Below are 13807 nucleotides of genomic sequence, written 5' to 3' on the forward strand. Positions count from 1 at the left end.
CCCGCTGTGGCGTGGTCATGCAATCTTTCGACGCCAGCGCCATGTCTGGGCTGGCGCCGGTCGTGACATGGGTCGTGATGCAACGCTTCGGCGCACTCGGACAACGGAGGCGGGAGCCACGAGATGGATCAATTTCATGAACTGAGCGCTTTCATCGCCGTGGTGGAGGCCGGCGGTTTTTCCGCGGCGGCGCGCAAACGAGGCGAGTCGCAGTCCACCATCAGCAAGGCGGTGAACTCACTGGAAAAGCGTCTCGGCGTGGTGCTGCTACAGCGCAGTACGCGCAGCGTGACCCTGACGGATCAGGGGCAGAAATACTACGAGCGGACGAAGCCGCTGGTGGACGAGATCGAGGTGGCCGACAACGAACTGACCAGCAGTACGCTGGACATCTCGGGTCTTGTCAGGATCGCCGCCCCCTCGACATTCGGTCGCCTGCATGTCTTGCCGCTCCTTCCCGAGTTGCTGTCGCAACACCCTGGGCTTCGGGTTGACCTGGTGCTGTCCGATGCCATGCGGGATATGGTGGAAGACCGGATCGATGTGGCGATTCGTTTGAGTGCGGTCAATGACCCCAACTCGGTCGTCCGGCGCGTGGCCGGTACTTCGCTCGTCTGCGCCGGCTCCCGCCACTACTTCGCGCAACATGGCATCCCCAGGACGCCCGCCGAACTCGCCGACCATAACTGCTTGGTCTACGGCGACATGACGGAGTGGTCATTCCGCGGACCTGAAGGTCTATTCCGCGTGCCGGTTCACGGCAATCTTTCATCCAACAGCGTCGAAACGATCCTGGCCGGTGTCAAGGCCGGCGTGGGCATCGGCATGTTCCATCGGGCTTCGCTGGTTGAAGAATTTCGGGATGCGGATGTGATCACGGTGCTCGACAAATTCTTGAACGAACCAAGAGACGTCAGCCTCATCTGGCCTAAACGCCGATTCGTACCAGCGCGTGTGCGGCATGCGACCGATTTCTTTGCAACGACGCTTCCACTGCGCATCTAGGACGCGCCCTGGATCTTCCGGCTTTGGATGTTCATCGGGCCGCGCTCGGCAGCGGCTCTCCAAGCAGGAATGCGCCGATGTTGGCGGCGCACATCTGCTGCGCCTCTTGCCTGCATGCACCGATCGAATGTTGCGCCCGGCCTGCGCGGAGGCCATGCCGGCGAGCTGCTGATCGAGCCGGGCCGACCGGAGCGCCGAGGCGCAGCGTTGATAGGCGAGGAACAGCGTTCCCTTGTACGTGCTGACCAGTGATGCCTGCGTGGCGCTGGCGGCAAACGCGGCCACGCAGAGGGCGGCGGCGAGGCCATGCTTCATGGAACGCTTTCCCTGTGAAAGTGGCTCGCTCATGGTCGCCGTTGGTGCCCTCATGGGCCGATGTACACGCCAACGTGCTGGGCGCCCTTCCCTGCATCACACCCCGTCACAAGGGCGGCGTTTCCCGTGCATCGTTCCGTAGCCGGACACAGGCCGGACACAACGAAAAAGCCCGCCGATACATGGCGGGCCTTTCGTGTCAATTATCCAGATAAATCAGATATTTGGACTATGGAGGCCGAGGTCGGAATCGAACCGGCGTACGCGGATTTGCAGTCCGCTGCATGACCACTCTGCCACCCGGCCAGATGGCGCAGTCGAGATCCACGGGGACCGTCGGCTGCCGATAAAACAAAACCCCGGCGACGCGAGGCTTTGCTGGAAAACTGGAGCGGGAAACGAGACTCGAACTCGCGACCCCGACCTTGGCAAGGTCGTGCTCTACCAACTGAGCTATTCCCGCTTGGTGAACCGTGGATGATATCAGAAGAACGGCGGATGTGAAGACCTTGGCGCTCGTACCGTTGCACCGCATCCCGCCCGCGATGGCCTGCCCGGAAACGACGAAGCCCCGGTGGACCGGGGCTTCGCGCGTGAATCTGGAGCGGGAAACGAGACTCGAACTCGCGACCCCGACCTTGGCAAGGTCGTGCTCTACCAACTGAGCTATTCCCGCTTGGGAGCGCGCATTCTAATACGCGAACGCGTCGCGTCAAGACTTCCGCGCCGGCCCTGTTCAAGCGCCGCCATGCGCGCCCGGCTGCCGCGGCGCGTCGCCGCGCAGGGTGGGCCAGGCGGCGTGCAGGTAGTACAGGCCCGACCAGATGGTGAGCACGCCGGCAATCACCAGCAGCGCCTCGCCGATGTGGTACAGGCGCAGCGCGGTGGCCTCCTTCTCGTGCTGCACGATCAGCACCACCAGCGCCACGATCTGCATCACCGTCTTCAGCTTGCCGATGAAGGCGACCTTCACCGTGGCGCGCATGCCGACCTCGGCCATCCATTCGCGCAGCGCGGAAATGCTGATCTCGCGCCCCACGATCACCGCCGCGGTCACCGCCATCACGATGCTGGACCAGCCCTCCGGATGCGATTCCACCAGCAGGAACAGGGTCACCGCCACCATCAGCTTGTCGGCCACCGGATCGAGGAACGCGCCGAACGCCGAGGTGAGGTTCATCCGCCGCGCGAGGAAGCCGTCCAGCCAGTCGGTGACCGCGGCGAGCAGGAACACGATCGCCGCGGTGATGTTGTGGCCGTGGAACGGCAGGTAGAACACCACCACCATCACCGGCAGCAACAGCACGCGGAACAGGGTCAGCCAGGTGGGGAGGTTGATGTGCATGGGGGCGCCTGCGGATTTTCCACAGTGTCGCACGCCGCCGCGCCACTGCGCAGCGCGGCATGGCGGAACATTCAGCCGTGCAGCGCGCCGTAGATGCGTTCGGCCAGGCCGCGGTCGATCCCCTTCACGCGCATCAGCTCTTCCACGCCGGCGGCCTCCACGCCGGCCAGGCCGCCGAAGGTCTTCAGCAGCGCGGCGCGGCGCCGCGCACCCACACCGGGCACGTCTTCCAGCACGCTGCGCTCGCGCGCCTTCTCGCGCCGCTTGCGGTGGCCGCTGATCGCGAAACGGTGCGACTCGTCGCGTACTGCCGCCACCAGGTGCAGGGCCGGCGAAGTCGGGCCGGGATGGATCTCGCGGCCCTGGTCGACCAGGATCAGGGTTTCCTCGCCCGCGCGCCGCGCCGGTCCCTTGGCCACTCCGACCACGTGGATGCCGGCCACGCCCAGTTCCTTCAGCACGCCCAGCGCCTGCGCCACCTGGCCGCCGCCACCGTCGATCAGCAGCACATCGGGCTTCGCGCCCTCGCCTTCGGCCACCTTGCGGAAGCGCCGCGTCAGTGCCTGGTGCATCGCCGCGTAATCGTCGCCTGGCGTGATGCCGGCGATGTTGAAGCGGCGGTAGTGCGACTTCTCCGGCCCCTCCGGCCCGAACACCACGCAGGACGCCACGGTGAGTTCGCCGCGGGTATGGCTGATGTCGAAGCACTCGATGCGCCGCGGTGGCTCGGGCAGTTCCAGCAGCTTCTGCAGATCCTCGAAGCGCGTGCCCAGGGTCTGCCGGCTGGCCAGGCGCTGGGTCAGCGAGGCCTGCGCGTTGCGTTCGGCCATCTGCAGGAAGCGCGCGCGTTCGCCGCGCACGCGGCTCTTCAGCTCCACCGCATGGCCGCTCTGCGTCGCGAGCATGTCGGCCAGCATGTCCTGTTCCGGCAGGTCGTCGCCGAGGATCAGCTCGCGCGGCACCGGGCGGTCCAGGTAGTACTGCGCCACGAACTGCGCCAGCAGGTCGGCCGGTTCGGCGTCCAGCGGCAGCCGCGGGAAGAAGTCGCGCGTACCCAGGCTGATGCCGTCGCGGAAGAACAGCACGCTGACGCAGGCCAGGCCCGACTCGATGCGGCAGGCGATCACGTCCATGTCCGCGCTGGCGCCCTGCACGTGGTGCTGCGCCTGCAATTGCCGCAACGCGGCCACCTGGTCGCGCAACGCGGCGGCGCGCTCGAAGTCCAGCCCTGCGCTGGCCTGCTCCATCGCCACGGCCAGTTCGTCGATCACCGCGCTGCTGCGGCCGCCCAGGAACATCTCGGCATGGCGCACGTCGCTGGCGTAGTCCTCTTTCGACACCAGCCCCACGCATGGCGCGGTGCAGCGGCCGATCTGGTACTGCAGGCAGGGCCGCGAACGGTTGCGGAAATAGCTGTCCTCGCACTGGCGCACCTTGAACAGCTTCTGCATCAGGCCCAGGCTCTCGCGCACCGCGAAGGTGCTCGGGTAAGGCCCGAAGTAGCGCCCCGGCAGGTTCTTCGCGCCGCGGTGGAAGGCCAGCCGCGGATAGTCCTCGCCCCCGGACAGGTAGATGTACGGGTAGCTCTTGTCGTCGCGCAACATGATGTTGTAGCGCGGCTTCAGCGACTTGATCAGCTGCGATTCCAGCAGCAGCGCCTCGCCTTCCGTGCGGGTCACGGTGATCTCGCAGCGGGCGATCTGCGCGATCATCGCGGCGATGCGCGGCTCCAGCCGCGGCTTCAGGAAATAGCTGCCGACGCGCTTCCTGAGGTTGCCTGCCTTGCCCACGTAAAGCAGCTCGCCGTCCGCGTCGAAGTAACGGTAGACGCCGGGCGAAGTGGTCAGGGTGCGGACGAAGGCCTTGCCGTCGAAGGCGGGCGGCGTGTCGGATGGCATGCAGGGATTTTAGCCGGTTCGCCGGGCCGTGGCCGGTATCATGGGCGCCCCTGTCGATAGCCTGGCGGAGAGGTTCATGGGTTGCCTGCCGATCCCCATCCTGTTCGTGCTTGGCGCGCTGATCGGTGACTGGCTGTGGGGCGACCGGGGGGCGTTGTGGGGCGCCGGCATCGGCCTCGTGCTCGGCCTGATCCTGTTCGGCGTCTTCATCGCGAAGCTGCGCCAGCGGCGCTGATCCTGTTCGTCGTTCTGGCGAAGGCCGGGATGCCGCGCAGTAGCTCGATCGACCGGACAGTTCCAGAGGCTTCAGCGGTCGACGCTGTGCAGGCGCTCGATCAGACCGGTGACACCACGCTCGGCCAGTTTCACGGCCGACGCGAAACCGGCCGCGTCGCCGTGCCACGGATCGGGAAATTCCAGTGGCGGCGCCGCGCCTGTCCATTCCAGGAACAGTGCGGTCCGATCCGCCGGCTCGGGCGTGCCGGCAAGCCTGCGCAGGCCGCACAGGTTGTCGCGATCCATCGCCAGCAGCAGGTCGAAATCGTCGAAATCGCACTCGCGCAACTGGCGCGCGCAATGCTTCGACAAGTCATGGCCCGCGGCCCGTGCCGCCGCGACCATGCGCGGGTCGGCGCCCTCACCGGCATGCCATCCGCCCGTGCCGCACGAGGCCACGGCCACATCCAGCCCCGCCTCGGCCAGACGCCGGCGTGCCACGGCTTCCACCAGCGGCGAACGGCAGATGTTGCCCAGGCAGACGAACAGCACGCGGCGCACGCTCATCCCAGGGTCTGCAGCCATTGCTCGGCGCGCGCGAGATCGGCCTCGGTGTCGATGCCCGGCGGGAACGGCTCGGGCGTGAGCCGCACCGCGATGGCATGGCCATGCTCCAGTACGCGCAGCTGTTCCAGCGACTCGGCCTGTTCCAGCGGCGTGCGCACCAGCCGCGCGTACTGCGCAAGGAAGCCGGCGCGATAGGCATAGATGCCGATGTGGCGCAGGAACGGCACGCCCGCCGGAAGCACGTTGCTGTGCATCGCGAAGGCATCGCGCGCCCACGGCAGCGGCGCACGGCTGAAGTACAGCGCGCGGCCGCGCGCATCGCGCACCAGCTTCACTACGTTGGGGTCGAACAGTTCGTGCGTCCCGGTGACGGGTGCGGCCAGGGTGGCCATCGGGGCGTCATCCTCGGCCAGCGCGTGCGCGACTTCGCGGATGCCCGCGGCAGGCGCGAACGGCTCATCGCCCTGCAGGTTCACCACGATGGCGTCGTCGGTCCAGCCGCACAGCGCGGCGCATTCGGCAAGGCGGTCGCTGCCCGAGGCATGGTCGGCGCGCGTCATGCACACCTTGACGCCCTGCCCGGCCAGCGCGTCGGCGATACGCGCATCGTCCGTCGCCACCACCACGTCCGTCGCGCCGGCCTGCAAGGCCCGCTGCGCCACGCGCACCACCATCGGCACGCCGGCGATCTCGCGCAGCGGCTTGGCCGGCAGGCGGGTGGAACCGTAGCGGGCCGGGATGGCGACGATGAAGGGCGGAACGATGGGCATGGCGACCTCGCGACAAGGGCGCCAAGCCTAGCGCATCCCGCCGGTCAGGCCGCGGCTTCCAGCGCGAAGCCGCAGCCGTTGGCCAGTTCCATGAAGCCCGGGAACGAGGTGGCCACGTGGCGGCAGTCGTTGATGCGCACCGGTGACTGCGCCACCAGCCCGGCCACCGCGAAGCTCATCGCGATGCGATGGTCGGTGAGGCTTTCCACCGTGCCGCCGGCGAGCGTGCCGCCGTGGATGGTCGCGCCATCCGGCGTTTCGTCCACGGTGATGCCCAGGACGCGCAGGCCGGCGGCCATGGCGGCGAGACGGTCGGATTCCTTCACGCGCAACTCGGCCGCGCCGCGGATCACGGTGCGGCCTTCGGCCACGGCCGCGGCGACGAACAGCGCCGGGAATTCGTCGATCATGTCCGGCACCAGCGCTTCGGGCAGCTCGACGCCGTGCAGTGGCGCATGGCGCACCACGATGTCGCCCAGCGGTTCGCCGCCGCTTTCGCGCGGGTTCTCGATGCGGATGTCCGCCCCCATCAGGCGCAACGCCTGCAGCAGGCCGGTGCGACGCGGGTTGAGTCCCACGGCCGGCAGGCGCAACTCGGAGCCGGGCACGATGCTGGCGGCAACGAGGAAAAACGCGGCGGAGGAAAAATCCGCCGGCACGTCCACGTCGGTAGCGCGCAGCGCATGGCCACCGGACAGCTGCGCGCGGCCGGGCTCGAACGAGATCGGCCAGCCGAACGCGGCCAGCATGCGCTCGGTGTAGTCGCGCGTCGGGTGCGGCTCGATGACTTCGGTTTCGCCCTCGGCATACAGGCCGGCCAGCAGCAGCGCGGACTTCACCTGCGCGCTGGCCACCGGCAGCTCGTAGCGGATGCCGTGCAGGCGCTGGCCGCCGCGCACGTGCAGTGGCGGCAGGCCGTCCTGCGTGTCGATGCGTGCGCCCATCGCGGCCAGCGGATCGGTGACTCGGCGCATCGGCCGCTTCGACAGCGAGGCGTCGCCGACCAGGGTGCTGTCGAACGCCTGCCCGGCCAGCAGGCCGGCCAGCAGGCGCATGCCGGTGCCGGCGTTGCCGCAATCCAGCGGCTCGCCGCTCGCGTGCAGGCCATGCAGGCCCACGCCGTGCACCAGGCGCTCGCCTGCGGCCGGGGTCTCGATGCGCACGCCCAGCTGCTGCAGCACGGCGGCGGTGGCGCGGGTGTCCTCGCCTTCGAGGAAGCCGCGGATGCGCGAGCCGCCTTCGGCCAGCGCGCCGAACATCAGTGCACGATGCGACACGGACTTGTCGCCCGGCACGCCCACGCCGCCCCGCAGCGGGCCGGCCGGGCCGCTGCGCCAATCCAGCCGCCCGCTCACGGCAGCGCCACCGGGTAGGAGCCGAGCACGCGCAACTGCGCCACCGACTGCTCGATCTCCTTCACCGCCGCCTGCAGCGCCTCGTCCTGGATGTGGCCGGAGACGTCGATGAAGAACGCGTACTGCCACTTGCCGCTGTGCGCGGGACGCGACTCGATGCGGTTGAGGCTCACCCCGTGCTGCGCGAACGGGCTGAGCACGTGGTACAGCGCGCCCGGCTGGTCGTTCACCGTGATCAGCAGCGAGGTGCGGTCGTTGCCCGAGGGCGGGAACAGGCTGCGGCCGATCACCAGGAAGCGCGTGGTGTTGTCGGCGCGATCCTCGATGCCGGTGGCCAGGGTGCGCAAGCCGTACACCTTGCCGGCGATCTCGCCGGCGATCGCGCCCACGTCGTCGGCGTGGCGCGCCAGCCGCGTCGCCTCGGCGTTGCTGCTGACCGCCTCGCACTCCACGCCGGGCAGGTTCATGCGCAGCCAGGTCTTGCACTGCTGCAGCGACTGCGCATGGGCGTAGACGCGCTTGATGTCCTCCAGCCGTCCCGCCATCGAATGCAGGCACTGGTGCACGCGCAGCTCGACTTCGCCGCAGATGCGCGCGTCGGAAGTGAGGAACATGTCCAGCGTCACCTGGATCATGCCCTGCCCCGAGTTCTCCACCGGCACCACGCCGAAGTCGGCATGGCCGGCGGCGACCTCCTGGAACACCTCCTCGATGCTGCCCAGCGGCAGGCCGTAGGCGGCATGGCCGAAGTGCTTGCGCACCGCCTGCTCGCTGAAGGTGCCCTCCGGGCCGAGGTAGCCGATCTTCAACGGGTCTTCCTGCGCCAGGCAGGAGGACATGATCTCGCGGAACAGCCGCACCATCTCCGCGTCCGGCAGCGGCCCCTTGTTGCGGTCCACCACCATGCGCAGCACGTGCGCCTCGCGCTCGGGGCGGTAGTAGTCGATCGCGGACAAGCCCTCACCCTTCACCCGCGCCACTTCCTGCGCCCAGTTCGCACGCTCGGAGATCAGCTCCTGGATCTGCCGGTCGATGCTGTCGATGCGCTCGCGCACGTCGGCCAGCGAGGTCTTGCTTTCGGTCATGGCGGGTATCTTGGCGGATGTCTGGATGGATAGAAGGCCAAATGCATGATGCCCGAAACGCTCACCCGTGTCGCGTCGCGAAGTCGCGCATGAACGCGACCAGTGCCTCCACCGCCTCCGGCGGCACCGCGTTGTAGAGCGAGGCGCGCATGCCGCCCAGCGCCTTGTGGCCCTTGAGCGCGATGAGTCCGGCGGCTTCGGATTCGGCGAGGAACGGTGCGTCCAGCGCGGCGTCGTGCAAGGTGAACGGCACGTTCATGCGCGAGCGCGCGGCGGGGTCGACCGGGTTGCGGTAGTAGCCGCCGGAACCGTCGATCGCCGCGTAAAGCCGCTCGGCCTTGATGCGGTTGCGCTCGGCCATCGCGGCGAGGCCGCCCTGCGCCTTCAGCCACTGGAAGGTGAGCCCGGCGAGGTACCAGCCCCAGGTGTTCGGCGTGTTGAGCATGGAGTCGTTCGCCGCATGCTCGGCGTAGCGGAAGATTTTCGCCATCGGACGCGTCGCGCGCTGCAGCAGGTCGCGGCGCACGACCATCAGCACCAGGCCGGACGGGCCGATGTTTTTCTGCGCGCCGGCGTAGATCAGCCCGAAGCGGCGCACATCCAGCGGCGCCGAGAGGATGTCGGAAGACATGTCCGCCACCAGCGGCACCCCGCCGACGTCGGGCACCTCGTGGTGCTGCACGCCGTGGATGGTCTCGTTCGGCGTGTAGTGCACATAGGCGGCGCGCGGGTCCAGCTTCCATTCCTCGCGCGGAGGCAGGCGACGGTAGCCGTCGGACTTGCCGTCGGCGGCCACGTTGACCCTCACGTAGGACGCCGCCTCGCCGGCCGCCTTGGCGCCCCAGTGGCCGTTGACGATGTAGTCGGCGCTGTCGCCCTCGCCCGCCAGGTTCATCGGGATCTGTGCGAAGTGCTGGGTGGCGCCGCCCTGCAGGAACAGCACGGCGTAGTCGTCGGGGATCGCGGCCAGTTCGCGCAGGTCCGCCTCGGTGCGGGCCGCCATCGCGATGAAGCGCTTGCCGCGGTGCGACTGCTCCATCACCGACATGCCGCTGCCGTCCCAGTCCAGCAGCGCGCGCTGCGCGCGTTCGAGCACCTCGCGCGGCAGTGCCGCCGGGCCCGCACTGAAATTCCACACCTGGCTCACCGAAGCTGTTCCCATGGCTGCGTTCGCCGCATTATGCCGCGCCGCAGCATGGAACCGTCAACATTGTTGCGTAGTGCGGCCATGGATGGCCGCCCGTTTGATTTTCGCGATCAAGGATGACCGCAATGGCAAACCTCAAAAACGGATCCAGAGCACCAGCGCGATGCCCAGCGCCAGCACCGCGGCGGTGACGATCAGCCACCACACCTCGCCACGCGGACCGGCGGCATCCTCGGGCAGGGCCGGCGCCGGCGGCTCGGGCGGCGCGACCACAGGCTCCGCCTCCATGCCCGGCGCATCGAACACGAAACGATGCGGCCCCAGGCTGAGCTGGTCGCCCGGCTGCAGCACCACGCGCTGCACCGGCACGCCGTTCACCCGCAACGGATAGGTCGCCGACGCCTGCGTCGTCTCGAGCACCAGGCCATCGTCCTCCCAGCCCAGCTTCAGGCTCGCCACCTCGCCTTGCGGCAACTCCAGCGGGCAGCGGCCGTAGGGCCCCAGCTCCAGGCCGTTGCCGATCGGCAGGACCTTGCCGGACAGGACGCCGCCCAGCGCGCGCAATGCGGCGGTGCACCGCGCCTCCGCCGGGGCCGCCGGTGCGACGCGCTGTTCCGGTGACACGTCGTCGCGCAGCAGCATGCGGCAGTCGCCTACGCTCAGCATGTCTCCGGGACGCAGCAAGGCGCGTTCGCGCACCGGCCGCGCGTTCACGTACACGCGCGTGGCCGAGGGCAGCACCTGCAGCACCCAGCCGCGCCGATCCTGCTCGATGCGCAGATGCCGCGGCGCGGCCTGCGTCGCCGACAGCACCAGGTCATTGTCCGTCGCACTGCCTATCCGCAATTGTGGCCTGGCCCACGGGAAATCTTCGCGGGCGGAATGGAGAAACTCGATGCGCATCGCCGTACCAGTCCATTGACCACGGCACTCTAGCATGCGATTCCTGAGCACTCGTTCACGCTTTGCCGGACTGCAGGCCTCGTCGAATCGCGGCGCACGAGGGCTTATCATGCCCGTCCCCGACGGAGCTCCGCATGCCCAGCATCGACATCCACCGCCCCCATCGCCTGCCGCTGCCGGAAGCCCGCGCCGTGGTCGAGAAGGTGGCCGCGCGCATGCACGAGAAATTCGATCTCGAAGGCCGCTGGCAGGGTGACACCCTGCATTTCTCCCGCCCCGGCCTGAACGGCCAGATCGCCGTGGGCGCCGATGCGATCCGGGTGCGCGCCGAGCTGGGCCTGCTGCTGTCTCCGCTCAAGGGCATGATCGAGCAGGAGATCCGGCGCAGGCTGGACGAGCACTTCGCCTGACGGCCTGGCCTGCCGTGCCATAACGTTTCTTTGACCGGACGCCCGACCGTGGCATACTTGCCGGCTTACGCGGTCATCACGGCCGCGCGTGACCCGGAACACATGGCCAAAGACGACGTCATCGAAATGGAAGGCACGGTCCTGGAGACCCTGCCCAACACCATGTTCCGCGTGCAGCTGGAGAACGGGCACGTAGTCATCGCCCACATCTCCGGGCGCATGCGCAAGCATTACATCCGCATCCTCACGGGCGACAAGGTCAAGATCGAGATGACCCCGTACGACCTGAGCAAGGGGCGGATCACCTACCGCATGAAATAAGGCAGCAGCCGCACCGGATGGAAAGTGCAGCCATGGATGGCTGCCCGTGTGACCTTCGCGATCATGGATGATCGCAAAAGATCACGAAAAGGCCGCGCATTGCGCGGCCTTTTGTGTTGCCCGGCGTTGACGCCCGGCGCCTACTCCACCACGGCCGGCAGTTTCTCGGCGGCTTCGCAGCCCACCACCAGCTCGCCGTCCTTCACGCCCAGCGTCACCTTGCCGCCCTCGGCCAGCTTGCCGAACAGCAGCTCGTCGGCCAGCGCGCGCTTCACCTTCTCCTGGATCACCCGCGCCATCGGGCGGGCGCCCATCTGCGCGTCGAAGCCGTGCTCGGCCAGCCAGCGGCGCGCCTCGGCGTCCACGTCCAGGCTCACGTGTTTCTCGCCGAGCTGGGCCTCCAGCTCGATCAGGAACTTGTCCACCACGCGCAGGATGTGCTCGAAGTCCAGCGCGTTGAACTGGATGATCGCGTCGAGGCGGTTGCGGAACTCCGGCGTGAAGCTGCGGCGGATGACCTCCATCGAGTCGGTGCGATGGCTCTGCTCCACGAAGCCGATGCTGCGCCGGGCAGCCTGCGCTGCGCCGGCGTTGGTGGTCATCACCAGGACCACGTTCTTGAAGTTCGCCTCGCGCCCGTTGGTGTCGGTGAGCACGCCGCGGTCCATCACCTGCAGCAGGATGTTGTAGACGTCCGGGTGCGCCTTCTCGATCTCGTCCAGCAGCAGCACCGCGTGCGGGTGCTTGGTCACCGCCTCGGTGAGCAGGCCGCCCTGGTCGAAGCCCACGTAGCCCGGGGGCGCGCCAACCAGGCGCGATACCGAGTGCGCCTCCATGTACTCGGACATGTCGAAGCGGATCATCTCGATGCCGAGCTGCAGCGCGAGCTGGCGGGTGACCTCGGTCTTGCCCACGCCGGTGGGACCGGCGAGCAGGAAGCAGCCGATCGGCTTGGCCGGGTCGGCCAGGCCGGAGCGCGCCATCTTGATCGAGGCGGCCAGCGCCTCGATCGCCGCATCCTGGCCGAACACCACCATCTTCAGGTTGCGCTCCAGGTTCTTCAGCACGTCGCGGTCGGACGCCGAGACCTGCTTGGCCGGGATGCGCGCCATCTTGGCGACGATGTACTCCACCTCGGGCACGTCCACCTTGCCGCTGCGCTGCTCCTCGGGCAGCAGGCGCTGGCGGGCGCCGGCCTCGTCGATCACGTCGATCGCCTTGTCCGGCAGCAGGCGGTCGGGGATGTGCTTCACCGACAGGTCCACCGCCGCCTTCAGCGACTCGTTGGTGTAGATGACGTTGTGGTGCTCCTCGAAGCGCGAGCGCAAGCCCTTGAGGATCTCGATGCTGTCGGCCACCGAGGGCTCGACCACATCGATCTTCTGGAAGCGCCGCGCCAGCGCGCGGTCCTTCTCGAACACGCCGCGGTATTCCTGGAACGTGGTCGAGCCGATGCAGCGCAGCTCGCCGGAGGCCAGCAGCGGCTTGATCAGGTTGGACGCGTCCATGGTGCCGCCCGAGGCGGAACCGGCGCCGATGATGGTGTGGATCTCGTCGATGAACAGGATCGCCCCGGGCTGCTTCTTCAGCTGGGCGATCACGCCCTTCAGGCGCTTCTCGAAGTCGCCGCGGTACTTGGTGCCTGCCACCAGCGCGCCCAGGTCCAGCGCCCAGATCGTGGCGTTCTCCAGCACCGCGGGCACTTCGCCGTCGACGATGCGCTTGGCCAGGCCCTCGGCCAGCGCGGTCTTGCCCACGCCGGCGTCGCCCACGTACAGCGGATTGTTCTTGCGGCGGCGGCACAGCACCTGGATGGTGCGCTCGATCTCGTCGGCGCGGCCGATCAGCGGGTCGATCTTGCCTTCCAGCGCCAGCTCGTTGAGGTTGCTGGCGTATTCGGACAACGGGTTGCCCTTCGCCTCGCCGCCCTCCTCGCCCTCGCGCTCGCCGCCGCCGGGGGTGCCGGTGGCAGTATCGTCGCCCACCTTGGCGATGCCGTGCGAGATGTAGTTGACCACGTCCAGCCGGGTGATCTCCTGCTGGTGCAGGAAGTACACGGCATGGGAATCCTTCTCGCCGAAGATCGCCACCAGCACGTTGGCGCCGGTGACCTCCTTCCGCCCGGAGGATTGCACGTGGTAGACCGCACGCTGCAGCACTCGCTGGAAGCCCAGCGTGGGCTGGGTGTCGCGCTCGTCGCCGTGCGGCAGCACCGGCACGGTCTCGGCGATGACCTTCTCCAGCTCGTGGGTGAGCCGCGGCAGGTCCACGCCGCAGGCGCGCAAGGCGCCCAGCGCGGACTGGTTGCCGGTGAGTGCGAGCAGCAGGTGCTCCACGGTCATGAACTCGTGGCGCTGCTCGCGGGCCTGCTTGTAGCACTGGCCGATGGTGACTTCGAGATCCTTGCTGAACATCCGGACCGTCTCCGTTGCAATGGCAGGGGCGGCTATGCCGCGATGGCTACAAGATG

13 protein-coding genes and 3 tRNA genes are annotated in these 13807 nt (G+C 68.2%); 4 read left to right on the plus strand and 12 right to left on the minus strand.

The window, feature by feature from the left end:
• Nucleotides 1–123 precede the first annotated feature (123 nt).
• Nucleotides 124–1005 carry a LysR family transcriptional regulator gene (locus ABQJ56_RS10730; protein ID WP_367845017.1) on the plus strand — a complete coding sequence of 294 codons (882 nt, stop codon included), beginning with the start codon at nucleotides 124–126 and terminating at the stop codon, nucleotides 1003–1005.
• 547 nt (nucleotides 1006–1552) lie between these two features.
• On the opposite strand, the gene ABQJ56_RS10735 is transcribed toward ABQJ56_RS10730, so the two are convergent.
• The 5 genes from ABQJ56_RS10735 to uvrC all read right to left on the minus strand — a co-directional run bounded on the left by ABQJ56_RS10735 (nucleotide 1553) and on the right by uvrC (nucleotide 4563).
• Nucleotides 1553–1626: transfer RNA gene (locus ABQJ56_RS10735), tRNA-Cys, on the minus strand.
• A gap of 81 nt (nucleotides 1627–1707) precedes the next feature.
• Nucleotides 1708–1783: transfer RNA gene (locus ABQJ56_RS10740), tRNA-Gly, on the minus strand.
• A gap of 137 nt (nucleotides 1784–1920) precedes the next feature.
• Nucleotides 1921–1996 (minus strand) — tRNA-Gly (locus ABQJ56_RS10745).
• Nucleotides 1997–2056: 60 nt separating this feature from the next.
• Nucleotides 2057–2665 (minus strand): CDP-diacylglycerol--glycerol-3-phosphate 3-phosphatidyltransferase, encoded by a 609-nt coding sequence (gene pgsA / locus ABQJ56_RS10750; protein WP_367845018.1) that lies wholly within the window; start codon nucleotides 2663–2665, stop codon nucleotides 2057–2059.
• Between the two features lie 71 nt (nucleotides 2666–2736).
• Nucleotides 2737–4563 (minus strand): excinuclease ABC subunit UvrC, encoded by a 1827-nt coding sequence (gene uvrC / locus ABQJ56_RS10755; RefSeq protein WP_367845019.1) that lies wholly within the window; start codon nucleotides 4561–4563, stop codon nucleotides 2737–2739.
• A gap of 76 nt (nucleotides 4564–4639) precedes the next feature.
• Between uvrC and ABQJ56_RS10760 the strand changes: the two genes are divergently transcribed.
• Nucleotides 4640–4798, plus strand: coding sequence for a hypothetical protein (locus tag ABQJ56_RS10760; protein ID WP_367845020.1), 159 nt, complete (start codon nucleotides 4640–4642; stop codon nucleotides 4796–4798).
• Nucleotides 4799–4869: 71 nt separating this feature from the next.
• On the opposite strand, the gene ABQJ56_RS10765 is transcribed toward ABQJ56_RS10760, so the two are convergent.
• The 6 genes from ABQJ56_RS10765 to ABQJ56_RS10790 form a co-directional block, all read right to left on the minus strand.
• Nucleotides 4870–5346 (minus strand): low molecular weight protein-tyrosine-phosphatase, encoded by a 477-nt coding sequence (locus ABQJ56_RS10765; RefSeq protein ID WP_367845021.1) that lies wholly within the window; start codon nucleotides 5344–5346, stop codon nucleotides 4870–4872.
• Complete coding sequence (gene kdsB / locus ABQJ56_RS10770; protein ID WP_367845022.1) at nucleotides 5343–6116, minus strand: 3-deoxy-manno-octulosonate cytidylyltransferase; 774 nt, start codon at nucleotides 6114–6116, stop codon at nucleotides 5343–5345. The genes ABQJ56_RS10765 and kdsB overlap by 4 nt, the downstream gene beginning before the upstream one ends.
• 44 nt (nucleotides 6117–6160) lie before the next feature.
• Nucleotides 6161–7471: a 3-phosphoshikimate 1-carboxyvinyltransferase gene (gene aroA, locus ABQJ56_RS10775; protein WP_367845023.1), complete on the minus strand. Its 1311-nt coding sequence runs from the start codon at nucleotides 7469–7471 to the stop codon at nucleotides 6161–6163.
• Nucleotides 7468–8556, minus strand: coding sequence for a prephenate dehydratase (gene pheA / locus ABQJ56_RS10780; RefSeq protein WP_367845024.1), 1089 nt, complete (start codon nucleotides 8554–8556; stop codon nucleotides 7468–7470). Before pheA ends, aroA begins: the two co-directional genes overlap by 4 nt.
• A gap of 61 nt (nucleotides 8557–8617) precedes the next feature.
• The gene (serC, locus tag ABQJ56_RS10785) at nucleotides 8618–9703 is read right to left on the minus strand and encodes a 3-phosphoserine/phosphohydroxythreonine transaminase (RefSeq protein ID WP_367845192.1); all 1086 of its coding nucleotides are present in this window, start codon (nucleotides 9701–9703) and stop codon (nucleotides 8618–8620) included.
• Nucleotides 9704–9838: 135 nt separating this feature from the next.
• Nucleotides 9839–10606, minus strand: coding sequence for an FHA domain-containing protein (locus ABQJ56_RS10790; protein ID WP_367845025.1), 768 nt, complete (start codon nucleotides 10604–10606; stop codon nucleotides 9839–9841).
• Nucleotides 10607–10740: 134 nt separating this feature from the next.
• On the opposite strand from ABQJ56_RS10790, the gene ABQJ56_RS10795 reads away from it, so the two are divergent.
• On the plus strand, nucleotides 10741–11016 hold the full coding sequence (locus tag ABQJ56_RS10795) for a polyhydroxyalkanoic acid system family protein (protein WP_367845026.1): 276 nt from the start codon (nucleotides 10741–10743) through the stop codon (nucleotides 11014–11016).
• A gap of 102 nt (nucleotides 11017–11118) precedes the next feature.
• Nucleotides 11119–11337 (plus strand): translation initiation factor IF-1, encoded by a 219-nt coding sequence (gene infA / locus ABQJ56_RS10800; RefSeq protein ID WP_077485337.1) that lies wholly within the window; start codon nucleotides 11119–11121, stop codon nucleotides 11335–11337.
• Nucleotides 11338–11477: 140 nt separating this feature from the next.
• Here the strand turns inward: infA and clpA are convergent, their stop codons facing one another.
• Nucleotides 11478–13751: an ATP-dependent Clp protease ATP-binding subunit ClpA gene (clpA, locus tag ABQJ56_RS10805; protein WP_367845027.1), complete on the minus strand. Its 2274-nt coding sequence runs from the start codon at nucleotides 13749–13751 to the stop codon at nucleotides 11478–11480.
• Nucleotides 13752–13807: the final 56 nt, after the last annotated feature.

The sequence above is a fragment of the Rhodanobacter geophilus genome, from assembly GCF_040812275.1.
GTDB classification, from domain to species: domain Bacteria; phylum Pseudomonadota; class Gammaproteobacteria; order Xanthomonadales; family Rhodanobacteraceae; genus Rhodanobacter_A; species Rhodanobacter_A geophilus.

Coding starts and splice junctions, on each gene's coding strand:
- ABQJ56_RS10730 (WP_367845017.1), top strand. CDS start 124: ATGGATCAATTTCATGAACTGAGCGCTTTCATCGCCGTGGTGGAGGCC.
- pgsA (WP_367845018.1), bottom strand. CDS start 2,665: ATGCACATCAACCTCCCCACCTGGCTGACCCTGTTCCGCGTGCTGTTG.
- uvrC (WP_367845019.1), bottom strand. CDS start 4,563: ATGCCATCCGACACGCCGCCCGCCTTCGACGGCAAGGCCTTCGTCCGC.
- ABQJ56_RS10760 (WP_367845020.1), top strand. CDS start 4,640: ATGGGTTGCCTGCCGATCCCCATCCTGTTCGTGCTTGGCGCGCTGATC.
- ABQJ56_RS10765 (WP_367845021.1), bottom strand. CDS start 5,346: ATGAGCGTGCGCCGCGTGCTGTTCGTCTGCCTGGGCAACATCTGCCGT.
- kdsB (WP_367845022.1), bottom strand. CDS start 6,116: ATGCCCATCGTTCCGCCCTTCATCGTCGCCATCCCGGCCCGCTACGGT.
- pheA (WP_367845024.1), bottom strand. CDS start 8,556: ATGACCGAAAGCAAGACCTCGCTGGCCGACGTGCGCGAGCGCATCGAC.
- ABQJ56_RS10790 (WP_367845025.1), bottom strand. CDS start 10,606: ATGCGCATCGAGTTTCTCCATTCCGCCCGCGAAGATTTCCCGTGGGCC.
- ABQJ56_RS10795 (WP_367845026.1), top strand. CDS start 10,741: ATGCCCAGCATCGACATCCACCGCCCCCATCGCCTGCCGCTGCCGGAA.
- infA (WP_077485337.1), top strand. CDS start 11,119: ATGGCCAAAGACGACGTCATCGAAATGGAAGGCACGGTCCTGGAGACC.
- clpA (WP_367845027.1), bottom strand. CDS start 13,751: ATGTTCAGCAAGGATCTCGAAGTCACCATCGGCCAGTGCTACAAGCAG.